The sequence below is a fragment of the Microlunatus elymi genome (assembly GCF_007362775.1).
Classification (GTDB): domain Bacteria; phylum Actinomycetota; class Actinomycetes; order Propionibacteriales; family Propionibacteriaceae; genus Microlunatus; species Microlunatus elymi.
Map to the genome: position 1 here is coordinate 94,509 of NZ_CP041692.1, position 22,173 is coordinate 116,681.

20 protein-coding genes are annotated in these 22,173 nt (G+C 66.5%); 15 read left to right on the plus strand and 5 right to left on the minus strand.

What is annotated here, in order from left to right:
• The first annotated feature begins 70 nt into the window (after positions 1 to 70).
• Positions 71 to 427 carry a nitrite reductase small subunit NirD gene (gene nirD, locus FOE78_RS00405; protein ID WP_143984566.1) on the plus strand — a complete coding sequence of 119 codons (357 nt, stop codon included), beginning with the start codon at positions 71 to 73 and terminating at the stop codon, positions 425 to 427.
• A 44-nt stretch (positions 428 to 471) separates the two neighbouring features.
• Here nirD and FOE78_RS00410 read toward each other — a convergent pair whose 3' ends face one another.
• Positions 472 to 1,260 carry a DNA-formamidopyrimidine glycosylase family protein gene (locus FOE78_RS00410; RefSeq protein WP_143984567.1) on the minus strand — a complete coding sequence of 263 codons (789 nt, stop codon included), beginning with the start codon at positions 1,258 to 1,260 and terminating at the stop codon, positions 472 to 474.
• A gap of 141 nt (positions 1,261 to 1,401) precedes the next feature.
• On the opposite strand from FOE78_RS00410, the gene FOE78_RS00415 reads away from it, so the two are divergent.
• Entirely contained in the window at positions 1,402 to 2,112 is a 711-nt protein-coding gene (locus FOE78_RS00415) for a SanA/YdcF family protein (protein WP_143984568.1), read from the plus strand.
• Between the two features lie 414 nt (positions 2,113 to 2,526).
• Positions 2,527 to 3,150: a hypothetical protein gene (locus tag FOE78_RS00420; RefSeq protein ID WP_323125706.1), complete on the plus strand. Its 624-nt coding sequence runs from the start codon at positions 2,527 to 2,529 to the stop codon at positions 3,148 to 3,150.
• Positions 3,151 to 3,265: 115 nt separating this feature from the next.
• Here FOE78_RS00420 and pgi read toward each other — a convergent pair whose 3' ends face one another.
• The gene (gene pgi / locus FOE78_RS00425; protein WP_143984569.1) at positions 3,266 to 4,945 is read right to left on the minus strand and encodes a glucose-6-phosphate isomerase; all 1,680 of its coding nucleotides are present in this window, start codon (positions 4,943 to 4,945) and stop codon (positions 3,266 to 3,268) included.
• A 249-nt stretch (positions 4,946 to 5,194) separates the two neighbouring features.
• Between pgi and FOE78_RS00430 the strand changes: the two genes are divergently transcribed.
• Positions 5,195 to 5,935 carry a M50 family metallopeptidase gene (locus tag FOE78_RS00430; RefSeq protein WP_228265980.1) on the plus strand — a complete coding sequence of 247 codons (741 nt, stop codon included), beginning with the start codon at positions 5,195 to 5,197 and terminating at the stop codon, positions 5,933 to 5,935.
• Between the two features lie 466 nt (positions 5,936 to 6,401).
• On the opposite strand, the gene FOE78_RS00435 is transcribed toward FOE78_RS00430, so the two are convergent.
• Complete coding sequence (locus tag FOE78_RS00435) at positions 6,402 to 6,806, minus strand: hypothetical protein (RefSeq protein ID WP_168207291.1); 405 nt, start codon at positions 6,804 to 6,806, stop codon at positions 6,402 to 6,404.
• Between FOE78_RS00435 and FOE78_RS23470 the strand changes: the two genes are divergently transcribed.
• Together FOE78_RS23470 and FOE78_RS00440 are read left to right on the plus strand one after the other, a co-directional pair.
• Positions 6,805 to 6,984, plus strand: a complete 180-nt coding sequence (locus FOE78_RS23470; protein ID WP_168207292.1) for a hypothetical protein — start codon at positions 6,805 to 6,807, stop codon at positions 6,982 to 6,984. The two genes, FOE78_RS00435 and FOE78_RS23470, sit on opposite strands and share 2 nt — an antisense overlap.
• A 74-nt stretch (positions 6,985 to 7,058) precedes the next feature.
• Complete coding sequence (locus FOE78_RS00440; RefSeq protein WP_143984572.1) at positions 7,059 to 8,408, plus strand: mercuric reductase; 1,350 nt, start codon at positions 7,059 to 7,061, stop codon at positions 8,406 to 8,408.
• Between the two features lie 8 nt (positions 8,409 to 8,416).
• Here the strand turns inward: FOE78_RS00440 and FOE78_RS00445 are convergent, their stop codons facing one another.
• Positions 8,417 to 9,034 carry a DNA-3-methyladenine glycosylase gene (locus FOE78_RS00445; protein WP_143984573.1) on the minus strand — a complete coding sequence of 206 codons (618 nt, stop codon included), beginning with the start codon at positions 9,032 to 9,034 and terminating at the stop codon, positions 8,417 to 8,419.
• Between the two features lie 198 nt (positions 9,035 to 9,232).
• On the opposite strand from FOE78_RS00445, the gene FOE78_RS00450 reads away from it, so the two are divergent.
• Positions 9,233 to 12,097 (plus strand): LuxR family transcriptional regulator, encoded by a 2,865-nt coding sequence (locus FOE78_RS00450; protein WP_143984574.1) that lies wholly within the window; start codon positions 9,233 to 9,235, stop codon positions 12,095 to 12,097.
• A gap of 90 nt (positions 12,098 to 12,187) precedes the next feature.
• On the plus strand, positions 12,188 to 12,463 hold the full coding sequence (locus FOE78_RS00455; protein ID WP_143984575.1) for a hypothetical protein: 276 nt from the start codon (positions 12,188 to 12,190) through the stop codon (positions 12,461 to 12,463).
• Between the two features lie 269 nt (positions 12,464 to 12,732).
• Here FOE78_RS00455 and FOE78_RS00460 read toward each other — a convergent pair whose 3' ends face one another.
• Positions 12,733 to 13,869, minus strand: coding sequence for a Gfo/Idh/MocA family protein (locus FOE78_RS00460; protein ID WP_143984576.1), 1,137 nt, complete (start codon positions 13,867 to 13,869; stop codon positions 12,733 to 12,735).
• Between the two features lie 196 nt (positions 13,870 to 14,065).
• Between FOE78_RS00460 and FOE78_RS00465 the strand changes: the two genes are divergently transcribed.
• The 7 genes from FOE78_RS00465 (at position 14,066) to FOE78_RS00495 (ending at position 22,056) form a co-directional block, all read left to right on the plus strand.
• Positions 14,066 to 14,983, plus strand: coding sequence for a VanW family protein (locus tag FOE78_RS00465; protein WP_228265981.1), 918 nt, complete (start codon positions 14,066 to 14,068; stop codon positions 14,981 to 14,983).
• Between the two features lie 151 nt (positions 14,984 to 15,134).
• Complete coding sequence (locus FOE78_RS00470) at positions 15,135 to 15,719, plus strand: acyltransferase (protein WP_143984577.1); 585 nt, start codon at positions 15,135 to 15,137, stop codon at positions 15,717 to 15,719.
• The gene (locus tag FOE78_RS00475) at positions 15,716 to 18,487 is read left to right on the plus strand and encodes a WecB/TagA/CpsF family glycosyltransferase (RefSeq protein WP_143984578.1); all 2,772 of its coding nucleotides are present in this window, start codon (positions 15,716 to 15,718) and stop codon (positions 18,485 to 18,487) included. The genes FOE78_RS00470 and FOE78_RS00475 overlap by 4 nt, the downstream gene beginning before the upstream one ends.
• The gene (locus FOE78_RS00480; RefSeq protein WP_143984579.1) at positions 18,484 to 19,449 is read left to right on the plus strand and encodes a glycosyltransferase; all 966 of its coding nucleotides are present in this window, start codon (positions 18,484 to 18,486) and stop codon (positions 19,447 to 19,449) included. The genes FOE78_RS00475 and FOE78_RS00480 overlap by 4 nt, the downstream gene beginning before the upstream one ends.
• A complete protein-coding gene (locus FOE78_RS23475) occupies positions 19,446 to 20,129 on the plus strand; it encodes a polysaccharide deacetylase family protein (RefSeq protein WP_168207293.1) in 684 nt (227 codons plus the stop codon). Before FOE78_RS00480 ends, FOE78_RS23475 begins: the two co-directional genes overlap by 4 nt.
• Positions 20,120 to 21,301 carry an ATP-grasp domain-containing protein gene (locus FOE78_RS00490; protein ID WP_143984581.1) on the plus strand — a complete coding sequence of 394 codons (1,182 nt, stop codon included), beginning with the start codon at positions 20,120 to 20,122 and terminating at the stop codon, positions 21,299 to 21,301. The genes FOE78_RS23475 and FOE78_RS00490 overlap by 10 nt, the downstream gene beginning before the upstream one ends.
• The gene (locus tag FOE78_RS00495; RefSeq protein ID WP_143984582.1) at positions 21,298 to 22,056 is read left to right on the plus strand and encodes a PHP domain-containing protein; all 759 of its coding nucleotides are present in this window, start codon (positions 21,298 to 21,300) and stop codon (positions 22,054 to 22,056) included. Before FOE78_RS00490 ends, FOE78_RS00495 begins: the two co-directional genes overlap by 4 nt.
• Positions 22,057 to 22,173: the final 117 nt, after the last annotated feature.

A 22,173-nucleotide genomic window follows, 5' to 3' on the forward strand; every position in this document is an offset into this window, starting at 1 on the left:
CAACCGACGCGGCTTGATCAAGTCCTTGTTCCCGATCCGAACCGACGCTTCCTTGACCGAGGTGATCTTGATGACTCTGACCGCTGACAACCCAACCCTTGTCGATCTTGCCTGGACCGACGTCTGCTCGCTGACTGATCTCGAGCCCGAATGGGGCGAAGCCGCTCTGCTGGACGGCCGCCAACTGGCCGTGTTCCGGCTGTGGGACGACCAGGTGGTGATCACCTCGAACCTGGACCCGCGGACCGGCTCAGCGGTGATCTCCCGCGGCATCGTCGGCACCCGGTCGGGCTGCCCGACCGTTGCTTCGCCCCTGCACAAGGAGTCGTACAGCTTGATCACCGGCGAGTGCTTCGGCAATCCCGACCTGCGACTGCAGATCTACCTCGCCCGCGTCGTCGCCGGTCGAGTCCAGGTCGCCCTCTGATCGCAAACGCGACCCACCGATCCGCGATGCGACGGGACTCGGCATCATCGCCGCGGTTGGCAGTGCGGGCACCAATAGCTGAGGCGTTCCTGCCCGCCCGGGCCGAATTCCTCGACCGCGATCGGGGTGCCGCAGCGCCGACAAGGCCGGCCGCTGCGTCCGTAGACCCAATGGGCGCGGCTCGGCCGTCGATCACCGGTGGTGTTCTGCTCGAAGCCGCCGAGGTTGTTGATCATCAACGTACGGGCTCGTTCGCACAGGCGGCGCAGATCGGGCACGTCACCGACCCTGGTACGCGGGTGAATGCCTTGCAGGAAAAGGATTTCTGCGCGGTAGACGGTGCCGATGCCGGCGAGATTGCGCTGATCGAGCAGGGCTTCGCCGATGGAGCGGTTCGGATTCGATCGCAATCTGCGTACGGCAACGTCTGGATCCCAGTTCTTGTCGAGCAGATCCGGGCCGAGGTGTCCCAGGACGTGCTGTTCGTGGTCGGTCAAGATCAATTCCAGCACCGGCAGCCGGTAGCCGACGGCTGTTGCGCCCCGCACGCCAAGAACGGCGCGAATCTCATGGATGGGTCCGCCATTCCAGTTGCGGCCGTCGGCGAAGACCCGCCAAGCACCGTCCATCTGCAGGTGGGAGTGCAAGGTGTAGCCGTTGCCGAAGCGGACGAGCAGGTGTTTGCCGCGTGGCCGTACCTCGTTGACGATCTCTCCGGTGAGGTCGGTCACAGCGAGGGCGGGGACGCGGAATTCGCAACGGGTCAAGGACTTTCCGGCCAGCGCACGATGAAGTTGCCGGCAAACCGACCAGACGATGTCACCCTCCGGCATCGGCCCTCCCCGGTCGTCGGTTCGCCGTGATCGGCGCGGCTTCTGGTCATGATCGTCACGGCCCAGGGACCAGTATCCAAAAGTCTGAAAAGGATCGCTGCCAACTCTGGGGCCACAGGAATCGGCCCCTAGGATTGGGAGGTGCCTCGACACCGTGCCCGCAAGCAAGCGCAGCCGACCGGCTACGTCCCCCGGGTCGGGCAGGTTGCATTGCTGGGGGCCGGTGTTGGGGTCGCGGCGTTGGCCGGTTCGGTCGGCTACGTCCGTTCCTTCGCCCGCGGCCGGCTGTTCAGCGCCGCCGATGTCCCCTATGCCCCGGTCGGTCTGGTGCTGGGCGCCTTGGCGTACTCCGACGGCACACCCTCGCCCTTCCTGCAAGCGCGACTTGATCTGGCACGACAACTGCTGGCAGCCGGCAAGATCGGAATGATCTTGGTCTCCGGTGATCATGCCGCGCCCGCCTTTGACGAAACCCTGTGCATGCAGGAATATCTGCATGCGCGCGGTGTCCGCAGGGACAAGATCGTCGTCGACCGGCATGGTTATGACACCTACGACTCCTGCGTTCGAGCCCGCGACGTCTTCGGCGTGACCAAGGTCACCGTGATCACCCAGAGCTATCACCTCCCCCGCGCCGTCGGCACCGCTCGTGCGATCGGACTGGACGCCAACGGCGTGGGTGACGACACCGTTCGCGAACGCAGGACATCCTGGACCCGTGGCGCGATCCGCGATCAGCTCGCCTGTCTGAAGACCGTGACCGACCTCGCCCTGCAGCGCCGCCCGGTGCTGCAGAACCCGACCGATCAGGTCCAACGCGCCCTGGATCCTGCTCGCCCCCGCCACAACTGATCGCCAGCAGATCCGCCGGGCTGGCGCTGTTCTCCCGCGCCGGTTCTCCACGCCGACCTCGGCAAATCCTTGAGCTGTTGTGCGTCCGAGGTAATGGTGTAATCATGTAATCGTCATGTCGTACGGAGGAAGGAGGACATGATGAGAGGCACAGATTTCCCGGGTGGCGGTTTCGGCCCCGGCGGGTTCGGTCCACGGGGCTTCGGTCCCGAGGGGCCCGGTCCCGGCGGTCGTCGCGGGCCCGGTGCGCGCGGCCCGGAAGGCCGCGGCGGAGGCCGAGGCGGACGCCGCCGCGACTCCGAAGATGACGATCCCCGCGAAGGACGGGGGGGTGGTCGTGGTCGAGGTGGGCACGGTCCGGGCGGGCACCATCACGGCGGCTTCGAACCGAGCCCGGAAGCACTCCGGGAGTGGTTGTCGGATCCGGCCAACATTCCGTGGGGCCGCGGCCGCGGCCGACGCGGGCCGCGCGGATTCGGCCGGCCCGGCGGATGGCAGCAGAGCGATCTGCCGGCCACCGACGACATCGAGTCCTGGTTCAACGGGCGCCTGCCCGGCGAATGGTTTTCGGCCGTCGAGGTGACCGCGGATCGCGAGGAGATCATCGTCGTCGGCACCCTGGCCGACACCGACGAATTGACCGGAGCCGAGGCCGAAGGACGGATCAGCCGGTTCCGTTCGGACAGCCGGGAGACCCGAATGGAGATCGCCGACGAAGCCCAGGAACGCTATCGCCGCAAGGTCTCCTGGGGTGCCCGCGCCGGCGATGTGGACGAACTGTTCACCCACATCTCGGTGCCGGTGATGACTCGACTCAAGCAACCGGAGCGTCAAGTTCTTGACACGTTGGTCGACGCCGGCGTCGCGCGGTCTCGTTCCGAGGCACTGTCCTGGGCGGTCAAGCTGGTCGGCGAGCACACCGAGACCTGGTTGACCGATCTTCGGGCCGCGATGGCCGAGGTCGACAAGCTCCGGGCCGAGGGTCCGCAAGTCGCGACCGCTACCGACGAGAACGACGCGGACGACGAGCAGGACTGACCCCGCCTGAGATCGAGGCACTGACCCCACAGCCGCACCAGTTGCCGCACGCCGCACCGGCTGCAACTAGTGCGGCTGACTGCAAGTGGTGCGGCTGTGAGACGCGGCAGCGGCATCAGGCCCGGCGGCGCTGCGATCGGTAGTAGTCGATCAAGGACTGGGTCGAGGAATCCTGGTTGGCCAGGGCATCGGCGTCACCACCGACGGCGGGCGCGACCTCGAGCGCGAGTTGCTTGCCCAACTCGACGCCCCACTGATCGAAGCTGTCGATTCCCCACACCGTTCCTTCGGTGAAGGTGATGTGCTCGTACAGCGCGACCAGCTGACCGAGCACCGCGGGGGTGAGTGCCGGGGCCATGATCGAACTCGTCGGCCGATTGCCGGTGAACACCCGGGCCGGCACGATCGACTCCGGCGTCCCCTCGGCCCGCACCTGGTCGGCGGTCTTGCCGAATGCGAGCGCACGGGTCTGAGCGAAGAAGTTCGCCAGGAACAGCTCGTGTACGTCGACATCCCCGTCCTGCAAGGGATGTGAGGGGTTGGCGACGGTGATGAAGTCACACGGGATCAGCCGGGTGCCCTGGTGGATCAGCTGGTAGAACGCGTGCTGGCCGTTGGTGCCGGGTTCCCCCCAGAACACCTCACCAGTCGAGGTTGTGACCGGGCTGCCGTCGTAGCGGACGCCCTTGCCGTTGGACTCCATCGTCAGCTGCTGCAGATAGGCCGGGAAGCGATGCAGATATTGCGCGTACGGCAGCACCGCATGCGTCTCGGCGCCGAAGAAGTTGTTGTACCAGACGTTCAGCAAGCCCATCAGAGCCGGCACGTTCTGCTCCAGCGGGGTCGTGCGGAAATGTTCGTCGATCTTGTGGAAACCGGCCAGGAAGTCGGCGAAGTTGTCCGGCCCGATGGCCACGGCCAACGAGGTGCCGATGGCGGAGTCGACCGAGTAGCGGCCGCCGACCCAATCCCAGAAGCCGAAGGCGTTCGCCGGATCGATGCCGAAGTCGGCGACCTTGTCCAGCGCCGTCGACACCGCGACGAAATGCTTGGCCACGGCTTCCTTGCGTGAGTCCTCGTCGCCGGAGATCGCCCCCGACGCGATCAGCCCGTCCAGCAGCCACGACCGGGACAGTCGGGCATTGGTGAGCGTCTCCAGGGTGCCGAAGGTCTTGGAGCTGACGATGAAGAGTGTCGTCTCCGGATCAAGATCGTGAGTCTTGGTGTACGCGTCGGTCGGGTCGATGTTGGAGATGAAGCGCGCGGTCAGCCCATCCTGCTTGTACGGCAACAGGGCCTCGTACGCCATCACCGGACCAAGATCAGAACCGCCGATGCCGATGTTGACGACGGTCTCGATCCGCTTGCCGGTGACACCGGTCCACGTCCCGCCGCGGACCTTGTCGGCAAACTCGTACACCCGCCTCAGAACCTCGTGCACCTCGCCGACCACGTCCTGACCGTCGACCTCGAGGGTGCCGTCTTCGGGAGCGCGCAGCGCGGTGTGCAGGACGGCGCGATCCTCGGTTACGTTGATGTGCTGGCCGGAGAACATCTGCTCGATCCGATCGGTCAGACCGACCTGCTCGGCCAGCGCGATCAGGGCCTGCTTGATCTGCGGGTTGAGGAAGTTCTTCGACAGGTCGACGAAGAGGTCGCCGGCGGTGAACGTGTACGTGGCGGCCCGCTGCGGATCTGCCGCGAACCAGCCGCGCAGATCGGGCTGGAAGTCGTGCTGCAGTTCGGTGAGCGTGGCCCAGGCCTCGGTGCCAGTGGGATCGACCGGTGCTGTCATGTCTACCGCCTTGTCGAGGTGCGTGTTCTCCCAAGGCCGAGCAGCAGCCCGGGCCTGCGGCCCGGCAATTCAGCTCACCCTCCGCCGCCTCTGGTGAAGGGCAACATCGGCCGGTTCGCACACTACTGACCCGTCCCGCCGCCGTCTCCATCGGCCCCGGCCTGGGACAGGTCAACGTCAGGGGGCGCTGTCATGCGTCCGGGCGCGTGCCTTCTCGGCGGATTTGAGTTGATCGGGCAGGGTTGCCGGGTGGAGGTTGTGACCGAGATCTGGCAGCGAGCCACCGCAACGCAGCCGCCGCCGCACCCGCAGGTGGTCGGCGTGATCGCGGTGATCGGAATGATTCTGGTGCTCTACCGGCGGACCTGGCCGGTCACCCGGCTGTTGGTCACCATCACCCACGAGGGCGCGCACGCGCTGGCGGCGATGCTGGCCGGGCGTCGGCTGACCGCCATCCATCTGAACAGCGACACCTCGGGCCTGACCGTCTCGCACGGCAAAGCCAGAGGGCCGGGCATGATCATCATGCTGACAGTCGGCTACCTCGGGCCGGCGCTGGCCGGGCTGGGCGCCGCCGCGCTGCTCGCGGCCGGACACAGCATCGGTCTGCTCTGGCTGCTGGTGTTGCTGCTGTCGCTGATGTTGCTGCTGATCAGGAACGCGTACGGGATCCTGGTGCTGCTGGTCGCGGGTGGTTCGGTGTTCTTGATCAGCTGGTATCTGGACCCGGTCTGGCAATCCGCGGCGGCCTACCTGATCACCTGGATCCTGCTGATCGCAGCACCGAAGCCGGTGATCGAGTTGATCATGCAACGGCGGCGCGGCGGCGATCGTAGCTCCGACGTCGCGCAACTGGTGACGCTGACCCGGATCCCCGGCCCTATCTGGAGCGGGCTTTTCCTGGTGTGCAGTCTGGCCGGTTTGGCACTGGGAACCGCGGTCCTGCTGCCGAGCCTGATCGAGCTGTTCGAACCGATGTTCACCGGCTGAATGCGATGTCGCCGATATCCACGAGAAGGCTTACAGTGCAGCAAAAAGGGCTTCCGTTCACGACGGAAGCCCTTGTCGGTTTGCCACCGGATGGATCAGCGGAAGCGCCGATCGAATCCATCGCGCTGAGAGATGACGATCAACTCATCACGCATGGTGGGTGTCGGAGCCTTCGCGATCGCACGATCGAGAGCACGACGATTACGAGCAACCTCACGGCGGCGAAGAGCCCTGCCGAGGCGGGACATGGCGGATCCTTTCCTGCTGACCTTCTTTTTACAGTGGCCATCGATCCGCCGAGGATCAAGCCGCGGCGCGAACGATGGAGAAACTTCGACGCCGAAGCTCACATAGCTTAACAGCCGCCTGCCGGCAGCTATTCCGTGGCGTCCGAGAATCCGCTAAACATCGCCCCAGGATCATCCGAACTCAGCCTGGACCGGGCTGAATGATCCTGAAAGGATCGTCAGGCGTTCTGACCGTGGCGGCGGATGTTGCTGATCACGATGCCGTGCCCCTCGAGCATCGCCTCGACCCGCAGACGCTCGATGTCGCGTTCCAGTCCTTCGGTCGGCAGATCGAGATGATGCGGCAGGTCCAGCATCGCGCAGGTCTCGATCAGGACCCGGTCGTAGGCCTGGCGCAGGGCAGCCTGTTGAGTTGCCGAGGCATGTTCACTGTGCCGGATCAGTTCCCGCAGCCGGCGCAAGTCAGCGCCGAGCCGTTCGATCGGCACGCCGACCTGATGCTTGAGCGCACGGACATTTCGGCGGTGTTCGCGCCGTTCCTTCAGCGGTTGCGAAATCCGCTGAATGCCTGACTCACGTAGCGTCTCGTCGTAGCGGCCGATGAGAGCATCGAAGCCGACCATGATCAACAACGGCAGAGCGGCGATGATCAACATCGCCAGCACGCCGAGGGTAATCTGGACCGGCTGCACCATGTCTTCAGGCTACGTCCGGATGGTGGATTCGGGCGACGGAGTCATCGATCCTCCCGATAAGTCTTATAAGCGCTCACAGGACCGGATCTGCGCAGTCAACTTGTGAGGCGTACGCGGCTGGTGAGGCTGCTGAGGTGACGCTTGCTGTTTCTGCGGAGTGCTGATCTGTAGTTTGAGCGCATGGAACGCTTTGATGCGATCGTGATCGGCGCCGGTCAAGCCGGTCCCAGTGTTGCCGGCCAGCTGGCCGGCGACGGGCAGCGGGTGGCGCTGGTGGAGTTCGAGCAGGTCGGAGGCACCTGTCTCAACCACGGCTGTCGCCCGACGAAGGCGCTGCGAGCCAGCGCGGTCGCGGCGCATCGGGCCCGTCGAGCCGGCGACTACGGCATCAGGACCGGTCCCGTACGAGTTGACTTCCCGGCAGTCATGCAGCGCATGCACAGCATGATCGACGAGATGCGATCCGGACTGCTCGACTGGCTGGAATCCCTGCCCGGGTTGGAATTGGTGAGTGGCCAGGCGACCCTGCAGACCGGCGACGGCGAGCACCGGGTGTTGACCGACGACGGCCGCGAACTGGTTTCACCTCGCATCTATCTCGATCTGGGAGCTCGTGCCGCAACGCCGCCGATCCCGGGACTGGACGCGGTCAACTTCCTGACCGAGGTCGAACTGTTGCAACTGACCGAGCTGCCGGAGGACTTGATCATCATCGGCGGCAGTTACATCGGCTGCGAGTTCGGTCAGATGTTTGCCCGGTTCGGATCTCGGGTGACGATCATCGGCGCGATCGCCCCGCGCGAGGATCCGGATGTCTCCTCGGCAGTGGCCGAAATGCTTTCCAGTGAAGGGATCCGACTGATTCCGAGCCATGCCGACGAGGTCAGCGAGAACGAGGGGCGAATCACGGTTCGCTGCCAGGACGGCACCTCGGTCTCCGGTGAGCAACTCCTGGTGGCCGCCGGCCGGCGGCCCAACACCGACCTGATCGGGAACGAACACGGCCTGGAGGTCGACGAGCACGGCTACCTGCGGATCGATGATCGCTACGCCACCTCGGTCCCGGGTGTCTGGGCGCTGGGCGACATCAACGGGCACGGCGCCTTCACCCACACGGCTTATCAGGACAGCCAGATCCTGCTCGATCCGGATCGGAGCGTTGCCGCGCGGATCACCGCATACGCGATGTTCACCGATCCGCCGCTGGGCCGCGTCGGCATGACCCAGACCGAGGCGCGGGCATCCGGGCGTCGGGTGCTCACGTCGAAGCTGCCGATGTCTGCGGTGAGCCGAGCCAGATTGGACAGCGAGACAGTCGGACTGATGCGGGTCCTGGTGGACGCCGACACCGAGGAGATCCTCGGCGCCACCTTCTTCGGGCTGGACGGAGACGATCTCGTGCAGCAGGTCGGCCTCGCGATGCAGGCGAAGGTCGGCTATCGCCGGGTCCGCGACGCGCTGCCGATCCATCCGACGGTTGCCGAGTTCATTCCGACGTTGATGTCCTCGCTGGCCCCGTTGGATCAGTAGATCGTGGCTCAGTCCGTCACCGGGTCGACCCCGCGTCGCTTGCGCGGGGTGTGTCGGCGATAGGCAGAGACATGCTGATCATCGGCGATCCAGAACCGCCAAGGCCGCTCCATCTCCTTGCTGATGCCGACCCGCGGGCCGGTGTTGATCTTGGGCGGCGGCGTGGCTCGGGGCAACAGTCGGACCGCGTCGGTCGCCGGGTCGGTTGCCAGCAGGTCGGTCCCGTTGTCGGCCCGGGTGATGCCCAGCGCCTGGGTCAGCCGACCGGGGCCGCGAGCAAGATCACGATCGACGACCGCGGGTCCCCGGCGCTGTCGAGCAAGATCGATTCCGCGGATCACCTCGCCGGCGCGCAGCAACACCCCGCTGCCTCGACCGTCGGGCCCGGCCGACACGTTGGCGGCGTGATGCATGCCGTAGTTGAAGTAGACGTACAGATGGCCGGCCGGTCCGAACATCACCCAGTTGCGATCCGTCTTGCCGTTGTAGGTGTGGGCGGCCGGGTCGGTCGGACCGTCGTACGCCTCCACCTCAACGATCCGCACCGCGACCTCGCCTCGTTGCAAGGTCGCCCCGAGCAGCGTCCGAGCCGCCACCGTCACATCACCGGCCAGTTCGGTCCGCACGCTGCCGCCTCCCCTCGGAGCGCCGGCTGAGCCTGAGCCGCACTCACGTTGGCTGTCTGGATTCACCGACTGCACCGTAGCCAGCGGCACAAGAACCGTGCCAACCACTCGCCGACAGCCTCGGAAATCTTCGTTCGAGTCCACAGATCGGCGGCCGTCCGGTGGCGAAGCGGCCCGGTTTGGCGGTAGAAGTATCGGATGGGGGACGTCGCGGACTCGGCGATCGATCCGGCACGGTTCGGTCACAGCGATTGGCCGTTCTGTGCCCGCGGCGAGGAATTCGACGTGATCACCGCTCTGTTCGCCGAGCAGCTCGGCGCCGCTGATCCGGCCAACGTCTCCGCAGCAGGCACGCCCCCGACGGCCGACGCCCCCACTCACCCCGACACCTCGTCTCCGACAGGTGCGGTGGTGGTGGCACCGGCGGGGATCGGGAAGAGCCGGCTGCTCAAGGAGGTGCAGTCCTGGGCTCGGCGGCAGCAGCTCCGTACCGCGACAGTGATCGGGACCAGGGCAGCCGCGACCACCCCATACGGAGCGATGTTGCATCTGGTGCCGGCCGAGGCACGGCAGGGCCATACCGACGCGACCTCCTGGTACGGCGCCGTCATCGGCGCGCTGCGATCGGGCGGCGATCCGCTGTTGTTGATCATCGACGACGCCCAACTACTCGACGCCGGCAGCGCGGATCTGATCTTGCATCTGGTGTTGGAGGGCGTGATCCGGCCGCTGGTCGCGATCCGGCGCGGCGAGCCCGTACCGGATCCGATCACCGCTCTGTGGAAGGACGGCTACGCCATCCGGATCGACCTGCAACCCTTCTCCACAAGGGAGATCAAGGAGTTGCTGCGTGCCGCGTTGGGTGGCGAACTGAGCGCCAGGACGGCCGATCTGCTGGCCCGGATGGTCCAGGGCAACGTGCTGTACGCCCGTGAACTGGTCACCGGCGCGGTCCAGGACGGAGCGCTGCGCCGAATCGACGGCGTCTGGCGATGGAACGAGCAGCTGGTCCTCGCGCCGCGGCTGATCGACGCGGTCGGACAACGGCTGTCCGGTTTGAGCGAGTCCGACCGGCAGACGCTGGCGATGCTGGCGTTGGGCGAGCCGCTGCCGCCGAGCTGCGTCGAACGGCTGGCCGACCCCGAAGCGCTGACCCGGCTGGAACGGGCCGGCCTGCTGCAGGACGACCAGGACGAGCTGCGGCTGCACCATCCGCTCTACGGCGAGGTGATCCTGTCCCAGATCGGGGTGATGACCCGCCGCCGGCTGCTCCGGCGACTGGCCGATGCCCTGGAGGCCGACCGGCCGGCCTCCCGCCCCGGAGAAGTTGATCAAGAACGCGAAGTTGATCAAGAAGAAGTTGATCAAGGACGAGGCAACCCGGAAACGCTGCTCCGGATCGCGAGTTGGCGGCTGGAGGCGGGCGGCGAGGTACCGCCGCAGATGCTGACGGCAGCAGCGACCCAGGCCAATCGCGTGTTCGACTACGTCCTGGGCGAAAGGCTGGCCCGGGCGGCTCGCGCCCGCGGCGCCGGGGTGGCCGCGTCGATGGAAGTCGCCCGCGGACTTGCCGGCCAGAATCGGTATCCGGAGGCGGAACGGGTGCTCGCCGACAACGAGCAGGCCGTGCTGGCCGAGACCGACGCGGAGCTGCATCAGACCTACCTGAGCTGCCGAGTCCGGGGGCTCTACCTGGGGCTCGGTCGGCGCGACGAGACGGCGGCCATGCTGGAGCGATTCCACGCCGCGCATCACGACCCGGCTGCCCGGTTGACGCCGGCCCATGTCCGAGAGGCCGACCATCAGTACCTCGGTTACCGGGCCAACCTCGACATCGACGACGGCCGCGCAGCCGATGTCCTCGATCGGGTGCAGCCGGTGTTCGCCGACCCCGAATCCAGCGCGCAGTCTCGGCTGTTGGCGCTGGAGACCAGTGGCGAGGCGTTGGCCTACCTCGGCCTGCACGCCCGAGCCCAGCAGGTGCAGGATTCGCTGCGCCGGTTGTCCCAGGACGCCTTCACCAATGTCGCCGCCGCAGCCGACGTGGCCAGCGCTGCCGCGGAGGCAACCCTGCAACAGGCGCTCTGTCTCACCCTGGACGGCCAGGCCGATCAGGCCACCGCGATGGTCTCGGCGATCCAGGACGCGCTGGTGCACAGCCCGGACGCGATCAACCGCGGTCTGTCCGCGCTGGCTCTCGGCAAATGCCTGCTGTTACAGGGAAAACCGGCCGAAGCACGTGGCCCGCTGATGGATGCGGAGGTCGCCTTCCGCAGCGCCGAGGTCGGTGGGTCGCGTTCCTGGGCGTTGGCGATGCTGGCCCAGACCGCGGCGTTGACGGGCGACATGACGACCGCTCGACGGTGGCTGGGACAGAGTCGGGAACGCGCGCTGGATCGGCGGGTCGCCCGGACCGAGGAGGACGCGGTCGCAGCCGCCGTCTGGATCGCCGTGCTCGAAGGCGATGCGACCGGCGCCGCACGGATCGCCGTCGAGGGCGCGGAGCAGCTGCGCGAGTTACCGATGCCGCGGGCCGGCCTGCTGCACCTGTCCGTACGCGTCGGTGGATCAGCATCGGCCGTCCGCCGGCCGTTGCAGGAGCTCGCGGACAGTTCCGAATGCACCTTCCCGGGGCTGCTGGCCGACCACGTCGACGCGACCGCCGGCGATGATGCGATCGCGCTCGAACACTGCGCCGAACGGTTCGCCGAGCGTGGCCTGCGACTGCTCGCCGCCGAGGCCGCCGCGCAGGCGTCCGTCAGCCATGCCGCGTCCGCTCGGAGCTCGGCCGCATCGCGTACGGCGGTTCGCAGTCAGCAACTCGCGGCCGGGTCCGCGGGCGTACGGACTCCGTTGCTGTTGGACGAGCGGCCGCGATGGCCCGAACTCAGCCGCCGGGAACGCGAGGTCGCCCGGCTGGCCGCCGACGGTTTGTCGAATGCTGCCATCGCGTCCCGGTTGGTGCTTTCGGTGCGGACGGTCGAGTCGCATCTCTACCAGGCGTACGCCAAACTCGGCGTCGAGAGCCGTGCCGAGCTGGTCCGTTATCTCGGCACCGACTGAATTCCGGACCGGACGGATCGGCGGCCAGGCACAGAAATCAGTAGCCGACTACCGAGCCGTACGGGTCGCCGGCGCCGTAGCTTGCCTGACATGGAGCGCGATCAGCTCATCGATGAGCTACCCGACGGCCTGGCGGCAACGCTGCGCCTGTACGAGGCGGGCCAGCCGAGCAGCGTGATCGCCGTGGCCTTGGCCGTGCCGGTGGAGAGTGTGCCGACGCTGCTGCAACTGGCATTGGCCAAACTGCAGAAGCTGATCGACGAGTCCGAACTCGCAGCGGATTCCGGAATCGACCAGCATGGTCCGCGAACCGAATCCCGAGCTCCCGAATCCGCAAGCCCTAAATCCGTAGGTTCGAATCAGTAGGCCCGATCCAGTAGGCCCCGAACCAGTAGTCCAGTACTGAGGCGATCAGCGCGGGCCGTCGTTAGCGTCGGCCATCGGAAGCGACGCGATGGCAGCAGCAATCCCTGGGTGTTGCCGGCGATTTCATCGGCGGTTGTCGGGTCGTGGATGACAACGGTGTGGTGGCGGCCGCCCAGCCTGACGGGGGACGTCGGGAACGGCGTAGGAAGGCGAGCCGCCATCTCATCGGGAGTTCTGGCCATCGGGGGTTCTGGCCCATCGCGGATGGGTCAGACCGTCTCCCACGCCCGGGAGTCAACCGAGCGCAGCATGGCGTCACAGATCTGGGCTGCGCGCAGCCCGTCGGCGAAGGTCGGCAGTCCCTCGGGAGCCTCGCCGTTTCCAACGTAGGCGTCGATCGCGGCGTAGCTGTCGGCAACGAAATTCTCGAAGCACTGCGCGTATCCCTGGGCATGGCCGGCCGGCAGCTGGGACAGCCGCCGCTGCTCGGCGCTGCCGTGGTTGGGGTCGCGGACCACCGTGATCGACTCGGCGTCGCCACCGATCCACAGCTCCTCGGCATGTTCTTGATCAAAAACAGCACTGTGCACGGCGCCGTCGACCTCCAACCACAGGCGATTCTTGCGGCCGGCGGCGAGCTGACTGATCACCGCCGAACCCGAGGTGCCGCGGTCGGTCCTGAACAAGATCAACGCACTGTCCTCGGTGGTCACATCCACCAACGGCCCCTCGCCGCTGGCCGTGGTGAAGGAGGCGGCGGTGCCGGCGGGCCGCTGGGGGATGGCGATCGACGTGTCGGCCACCACCTGGACGATCCGTTCCCCGGTCACCCATTCGGCCAGATCGCACCAGTGCGATCCGATGTCGCCGAAGGCCCGCGACGGACCGCCGGCCTGCGGGTCGACCCGCCAGCCGCTGGCCATCGGATCCAGCATCCAGTCCTGCAGATAGGAGCCGTGGATGAGGTTGGGCGCGCCGAACTCCTCGGACTGCACCCGAGCTCGCATCTCCCGGGCGATCGGATGGAAGCGATAGGCGAACGGCATGGTGTTGACCAGGCCGGCCTTCTCGGCCGCCGCGGCCGCCTGCTGAGCGGTCTCCAGGCTGACCCCCAGGGGCTTCTCGCAGAGCACGTGCTTGCCGGCTTCCAGGGCGGCGATCGAGAACGGCACGTGGGACGAGTTCGGGGTGCAGATGTGGACCGCGTCGATGTCGGAGGCAACCACCTCGTCGATGCTGGCGAAGGCGTGTTCGACACCCCACTGCGCTGCTACCTCGCGGGAACGCTCCGGGCTGGACGCCATCACGCCGACCACCTGGGCACCGGCCAGGATCGCCGCCCGGCGGTGCACTTCGCCGATCATGCCCGCTCCGAGAATCGCCACTTTTCGTACGCCGTTGTTCATGGCGCTCAGAGTAGTGGAGGCGACTTGCGCAACCGCTGCCCGGATCCGCGGTCCAGCCCGCGAAGCGTGCCGATCCGCGTCGGTCGTGCCGGCGCCTAACGGTCGTGCACCAGCTGGGTCACAGCCCCAGCAAGATCATCCGACGGCAGCGCGATGACCCTGCCGAGTCGCTAGGTTTCCCACGAGAGGGGAACAGATGACCATCGAAGCCAGTGGACCCGGGACCGATCAGTCGTCCGGAACGATCGAGTGCACCATGATCAAGACCGAGGACGCGCAGTTGCCGCCGGCCCTGCAGCACCGTGGCCCACGGCTGACCGAACGGTTTCCGTTCCTCTATCCGGCAGCGGTGGAGCTGCTGCGGCTGCGCCGCCGACTGCAGTGGAGTCGCTGGCAGATCGACTGGGCAGGAGACCGCAGCGAAGATGATCTTCCGGTACGGGTCAAACAGCACAAGTCGCTGCTGCTGCGCACGCTCGGTGACTCCGAGATGTGGATGCAGCACAACAAGGTGCAGAATCTGCGGCTGGTCGCCGACCGGCTGGACGGGATCATGATCAAACCCGGCGAGGAGTTCTCCTTCTGCCGGCTGGTCGGCAAGGCCACCCGGCGGAAGGGCTATCTGGACGGCATGCTGCTGGACAACGGCGAGGCCAAGGCCGGGCTCGGCGGCGGCATCTGCCAGATGGCCAACCTGCTGCACTGGATGATCTTGCACAGTCCGCTGGTGGTGACCGAGCGTTCGGAGCACTCCTTCGATCCCTTCCCGGACAACGGCCGGGTGCTGCCCTGGGGTGTCGGGTGTGCCGTCTACTACAACTACGTTGATCTTCGTTTCCGCAACGACACCGACGTCACCTTCCAGCTCCGTACGAAGGTCGGCGAACGTTATCTCGAGGGCGAGTTGCGGGCTTCCGGTCGGGTGCCCTACTCGTACAGCGTGTATGCGAAGGACGAACACTTCACCCGCCAGGGCGACGACTGGTTCCGGCACAACGAGATCTGGCGCGATCTGATCGATCGCACCACCGGCAACCGAGTCGGCAGCGAGTTGATCAAGAAGAACTGCGCGCTGGTGAAGTACGTACCACAAACACCTGCTGTCCCCAGCTGATCAAGATCTTTTCGGGACGTTGGTCACCTCTTTACTCAGATCCCTCTCACCACCATCGGCACGTCGTTAGCTTGCTGCTGTCGGCAGGTGTCGGGCCCGCCGACTGGTCGACATGAATTGCCTGGCTGGGCGTGCCTCTGGGGGGAGAGCCATGACCTTCATAGCCGAGAGTGCCGATGTCGCCGATCCGCACAGGGTGGGCGAGCGGACGAGGATCTGGCATCTCGCGCAGGTCCGCGAGGATGCCGAGATCGGCTCGGACAGCATCATCGGTCGCGGCGCCTACGTCGGTCCGGGAGTACGGATCGGCAACCGTTGCAAGCTGCAGAACTACGCCCTGGTGTATGAGCCGGCCCGGCTGGAGGACGGCGTCTTCATCGGGCCGGCCGCGGTGCTGACCAACGACCTGCACCCGCGCGCGATCAATCCGGACGGGGGCCTGAAGACGGCGGAGGACTGGCGGGCCGTGGGAGTGACGGTCCGCGAGGGCGCCTCGATCGGGGCCCGTGCTGTGTGCGTGGCTCCGGTGACGATCGGACGTTGGGCGACGGTGGCGGCGGGAGCGGTGGTGACCCGCGACGTACCTGATCATGCACTGATGGTCGGCGTTCCGGCTCGGCAGACCGGCTGGGTCGGCGAGTCCGGTCACCGGCTGCAACCCGATGGTGATCACTGGGTGTGTCCGGCGTCCGCGGCCCGATACCGGGTCGAAGACGGAAGGTTGGTGCCGGCATGACCGCCGTCGAGATGATCAACACCGGTTGGCCGCGCGTCAGTCTGGCCGGAGTCCCGGTCGATCTCCTGGACACCGAACCGGCGGTCGCGTTGATCGGCCGGCGAGCTCGGTACGGATCCGACAGCGGGCGGCCGCTGTCCGTCGTCTCGGCCAACCTGGATCACCTTGCCCAGTTCGGATCCAGCGGGAGATGGTTCGACACGTTGGACTACCGGCTGGGCGCCGTCGGCGGGCCGGGCGACGAAGTTGATCATGACCAGGAGTCGACCCTCAGCCCACCCGGATCGGACTGGCTGACCCTGCTGGACGGCGCCCCGCTGGTCGTCGAGGCGTCCCGGCTGACCGGGCGGGCATGGCCGCGGCTGGCCGGCAGTGACCTGATCGGGCCGCTGCTGGACCGGGCCGAAGCCGACGGCACCACGGTCGGTTTCCTGGGCGGGTCGTACGTGATCCAGCGGCTGTTGTCGCGTCAGCTGACCAGGACTCGGCCGGGGTTGATCGTGTCGGGGTTGTGGGCGCCGGATCGAGCCGAGTTGGCGGATCCCGAAGCGTCGCGGGAGCTGGCCGCGACCATCGCATCGTCCGGCACCCAGCTGCTGGTGGTCGGTCTGGGCAAGCCGCGGCAGGAGCTCTGGATGGCCAAGTACGGTCTGGCCACCGGGGCGAACGTGTTGCTGGCCTTCGGTGCGGTGGTTGACTTCCTGGCCGGTGGGGTGCGTCGGGCGCCGCAGTGGGCAGCCGGCCACGGGCTGGAGTGGGCCTGGCGGTTGGCGCTGGAGCCGCGCCGGCTCGCGCGTCGCTATTTGATCGACGATCCGCCCAGCCTGATCCAGTTGCGACGCGATTCGCGGTTGCTCGATGCCGCCGAGCCGGCGGGCGATGGTCGGCCCTACTCGGATCGGCCGGCATCTGCCGAGTCGTCGCCCGAGCAGGTCCTGATCGGCACCGCCGACGGCCGATTCGTTGCCGCGGGCGAGCAGGCCGATGTGGTTGTCCATGTCGTGACGTACAACAGCGCGGGCGCGATCGGCCAACTGTTGCGGAGTCTGCGCGCCGACGCCAGGATGCTGCGACTTCGGGTGATCGTCGTCGACAATGCCTCCACCGACGGCACGCTGGACGCCTTGTCCGGTCTCGATGACGTGACGATCATCTCGACCGGTGGAAACCTCGGCTACGCCGGCGGAATCAACGCGGCGCTGCACCGGTCTCGTACTGCAGAGGCGGTGCTGGTGCTCAATCCTGATCTTGAAGTCGTGCCGGGCGCCGTTCGTGCCCTTTTCCTGCGTATGCGGCGATCCGGTGCCGGGATCGTGGTGCCGCGGCTGCTCAGTGACGACGGCAGCGTGTATCCGTCGGTGCGCCATGAGCCGACGGTGCTGGCGGCGTTCGGCGATGCGGTCCTGGGCAGTCATCTGCCTGGTCGGCCGCGCGCTCTGTCAGAGATCGAATTCAATCGGGAGAGCTATCAACACCCGCATCGGATCGCCTGGGCGACCGGGGCCGCGTTGCTGGTACGGGCCGAACTGGCCGAGCGGCTGGGTGATTGGGACGAGCAGTTCTTTCAGTACTCGGACGACACCGACTACTGTCGTCGGGCCCGCGAACTGGGCGACACGATCTGGTACGAGCCGTCGGCCGTCGTCAAGTTCGGACCGGAGCTGATCAGCCAACCCTCGGAACTCACCGCCTTGATGGCGATCAACCGCATCCGGTACGTCCGCAAACACCGGCCGCGTCCCTATGCTCGGTGGTTCTTTCGTACGGTGGTGCTGGCCGAAACGCTGAGGGCATGGAAGCCGGATCGCCACGGTGTGCTCGCGACCGTGGTCGACGAGGGGACCTGGGACCAGTTGCCCCGGCACCGCCGGGCCGAGCCGTCAGCTCGGACTCTGGACCAGTTTCCGACCGGTTCGGTGATCATCCCGGCACACAATGAGGCCGAGGTGATCGGCCGAACCTTGCAGCACCTCCTACCTGCGTTGGCTTCCGGACGGATCGAGGTGATCGTTGCCTGCAACGGGTGCACGGACAGAACTGCGGAGATCGCACGAAGTTTCGGCGACGTTCGGGTGCTGGAAGTCGGCGAGGCATCCAAGATCACGGCGCTGAACGCCGCCGACGCGGTGGCGACGCACTGGCCACGGATCTACCTCGACGCTGACATCGAACTCGATCCGCTTGCGCTCCGAATGGTTCTCGACCGGCTGCATCGTGGAAGGGTATTGGCTGCCAGGCCGGCGTTTCACTACCAGGACAAGGATGCATCGCCGCCAGTACGTGCCTTCTATCGCGCCCGGCGGCGGATCGGTTCAACCCGGAGTGCCATGTGGGGCGCCGGCGTGTATGGGCTCACCGTCGAGGGTCACGAGCGGTTCGGCAGCTTTCCGCCGGTTGTCGCCGATGACCTCTTTCTGGATGATCAGTTCAGTGCGGAGGAGAAGGTGGTCGTCCCGACATCGCCGGTGACGGTGCACACACCGCGGACTTCAGCCGCGCTCTTGCGCATTCTCCACCGCAATTACCGGGGACAAGCAGACCTTGTCCAGCAGCGGTCCTCTGGCACCGTCGAGCCGATCAAGGGGCGTCCGCACAACACCGCCGACACGGCGCGTGAGCTGATCGCTTCGGTGCACGGCCCGTGGAGTGCCATCGACGCCTTCGCCTATGCAGCGTTTGTCGCCGCGGCCAGACTGTGGCGAACACCGGCCTCTGCGCCCAGTTGGGAACGTGACGAGACGAGCCGCGCAGAAGGAGGGCCAGCATGACCCGGCGCCACTTCACCGCAATCACCATCGCGATCATCACCTACAACAGCGCAGACCACATTGAGAAACTCATCGACGGCATACCCGCCGCAGCGGCCGGCTTGGACACGCGCATCATCGTCGTGGACAACTCATCCAGCGACGACACGATCGAGCGAGTGCGCAGACATCCCGACGTTCTGTTGATCAGCGCAGGCGGCAACACCGGGTACTCGGGCGGCATCAACATCGCCCGCGAGCAGGCGATCGACGGCGCACCGGTCGCCGTGCTGAATCCCGACTTGATCTTGAAGCCTGGCACACTCAGCAGGCTCGTCACCGAACTCGAGTCCTCCGAGACCATCGGGATCGCCGTCCCGCAATTGACCAAACCTGATGGTGCGATCTTCCGGCACCTTCGACGGGAGCCGACGCCGGCTGGAGCGCTCGGCGAGGCACTCTTCGGCGCACACTGGTCGGCCCGGCCAAGATCGCTGGTCGAGATCCTCCAACGCGACACCGACTACGTCGCTGATCACGACGTGGATTGGGCGGGAGCCGCGTTGTGGGTGATCTCGCCCGAGTGCGACAGAGCGGTCGGTGCATGGGATGCCGAGCGATATTTCCTTTTCTCGGAGGAGACCGACTACGCCTACCGGGCTCGACGCCTCGGCTTTCGCGTGCGGTATGTCTCGGCGGCACAAGCAGTACACGAGGGCAGCGGCTCGGGGACGGCAACGATCTTGCTCGCGCTGCTGTCGGTCAACCGGATCCGCCACATCGAGCGGACGCGTACCCGATGGGTTGCCCTTCGCTTCCGGGCCGCGGTCGTCGTTCAACATCTGCTCCGGGCCCACCGGGAGGAGAACAGGCTCACTCTGAAGTACCTGCTCTCACGCAGATCCTGGGACCGTCTGCCGCACGGCGATCCACCGGCGCCGAGGGTCCTGTCGTCCATCGGATCCAAGGACGGCGCCGCATGATCACAATCGGAACGCATCGAGTCAGCACGCTGTGTTTCCATGGGGTCGGGACGCCGGGACGTGTCCTCGAACCTGGCGAGGAGCGGTTCTGGATCAGCGAATCTCGATTCACCGAGATGCTCGATCTGCTGGCTGGCCACCGTCAGGTCGAGATCACCTTTGACGACTCCAACGAGTCCGATCATCGGTTGGCGTTGCCGCAGCTGCAGCAGCGTGGACTGGCGGCGACCTTTTTCGTCATCGCCGGTCGGGTCGATACCGCGGGGTCCCTCAGCTCAGCGCAATTGGTCGAGCTGGCTGCGGCGGGCATGAGCATCGGTTCACATGGAATGGACCACGTCTCCTGGCGTTCGTTGACGACGGCAGCCGATCGACATCGCGAGTTCACCGAGGCAGCGGTGCGGATCGAAGGAGTGACCGGGGCGAAGGTGCGCCGAGTCGCCTGTCCGAACGGTCAGTACGACCGGCGGGTGCTGGCGGGCCTGCGTGCGCACGGATATGAGCGGGTGTACACGGTCGATGGGGGCGCTTCATGGTCATCGGCGTGGGTCCGCGATCGCTACACCATCACCTGTCATGACACGACCGAGTCCTTGGCCGAATACCTCACCGCACCTGACGGAGCACTTCGGACCCGGGCCGCACGGACAGCGCGAGGAGTGATCAAGAGATGGCGCTGACGATCATGATCGGCTTCGCCGACGCCTTCTCCGCGATCGAGGTGGCCTGGTCACTGCAATCCGCAGGATTCTCGGTGGTGGCGTTGAACCGCTCGGGCACTCGACCCGCGCTCCGCCACGTCCGCGGCGTACGGCTGATCGAGGTGACCAGGCCCGAGCACAGCGCGGCACGGTGTCTGGACGACATCACGACCGCTGTCGAAAGCATCGGACCGGCTGCGATGATGCCCTTGGACGATGCGTCGTTGTGGCTGTTCTCCCGGGTCGACGCCGGGGAATCTGTGCTGGTGGGACCTGATCGGAACGGTGCCGATTGGGCGTTGAACAAGGCAGCTCAATTGCGCACAGCGTCTGCGCACGGCCTGGCCGTACCGGACACGCTGGTGATCACGGCGGCATCGCAACTCGACACCCTCGACCTGCCATGCATCGTGAAGCCTTCGGCTGCTGTCGAACTCGTCGATGATCATCTTGTCCGGCCGACCGGCCGGGTATGCGGCGACCGATCCGAGGTAGACCGAGCCCGTACTTCCTTGTCCGGGTATCCCCTGCTGGCACAGCCGATCAAGACCGGGGTCGGCGAAGGAGTCTTCGGCTACGTCGGTCCGGAAGGTCCGACTGCGTGGTCAGCGCATCGACGCGTACGGATGGTGAACCCACAGGGTTCGGCATCATCTGCCTGCGAGTCGGCCGACCCCGATCCTGCGCTACTGAACAGCGTTTCGGCGATGATGGCCGCGCTGGGATGGCGCGGACAGTTCATGGCCGAGTTCCTCCGCGACGTCGACGGAACTCCGTGGTTCATGGAGGTCAACGGCAGGGCCTGGGGAAGCATGGCTCTATCACGTCGTCGCGGTTACGAGTACCCCGCCTGGACGGTGCAGCAGGCACTAGGTCTGCCGATCCGGCCGAGCGTTCCCGTCGATGCGCCGCATGTGAGATGTCGGCACGTCGGCCGGGAGATCCTGCATGCAGCGTTCGTATGGCGAGGGCCCCAATCACAGGCACTTGATCATTGGCCGAAGCGCGGCGCGACGATCCGAGGTTTGCTGACGGTGCAACGACGGGATCGCGTGTACAACTGGAATCGTCGGCAGCCGCACGTGCTGCTCGCCGACACCTGGCAGGCGCTGAGCAGCCAGGCTCGTGGCCGGAAGCGAGCCGTGCGATGAAGTATCGGCGACTCGCCGCTCACATTCACTCGGACTTCTCCGACGACTGCGACTGGCCGTTGATCAAAATCGTCCGTCGGCTGCGGTGGATGGGCTACGACGGTGCGATGGTCTGCGAACACGATCGGACGATGACCGACGAGAAGTGGCAGTTGATCGTCCGCACCTGCGAGCAGATCAGTGCCACCGGCTTCCTGATTGTGCCGGGGATCGAATACCAGGATCCGAGCCACACGATCCACCTGCCCGTGTACGGCGAGATCCCCTTTCTCGGCAGCAGCCCGGCGGTACCGGAGCTACTGTCGCACGCCCGTAGCCACGGTGCGGTCAGTGTTTTCGCCCACCCGGCTCGCCGGTCGGCTCATGATCATTTCGACCCGGCGTGGTTCGCCGATCTCACCGCGATCGAAGTATGGAACCGCAAGTACGACGGGGTTCGGCCCAACACCTGGGCTTTGCGGACCGCCGCCGAGAACAACCTGATGCAGTTCACCGCGCTCGACTTCCACGGCCCTCGCCAGCTGTTCCCCCTGTCCGTGCGGGTACGCGCTTCGGCCGGCGACACCGCCGGTGGGGTGGTGGCCGCAATTTTCTCCGGGGCGTCCATGCCCGGTGCCATCGGGACCAGTCCGGACCGGCTCGCCGACGGTCTAGCCGGTCGGGCGTTGGCAGGGATGGAGGCCAGGCGAGCGGCCCTTGCCCCGGTCATCCGGCGCTGGGAGTCGCTGCTGACCGGTCATCGAGGCATGAGCTGAGAATCGGCAGGTTTGCCGCGGGCAGCTGCTGTCCGAGGAACATAGCGACGAAAGTCCCGAGATGGATCAACGGTCCACGCCGACACTCCTGCGCGGCTAAGTTGACTATGGCAGCGG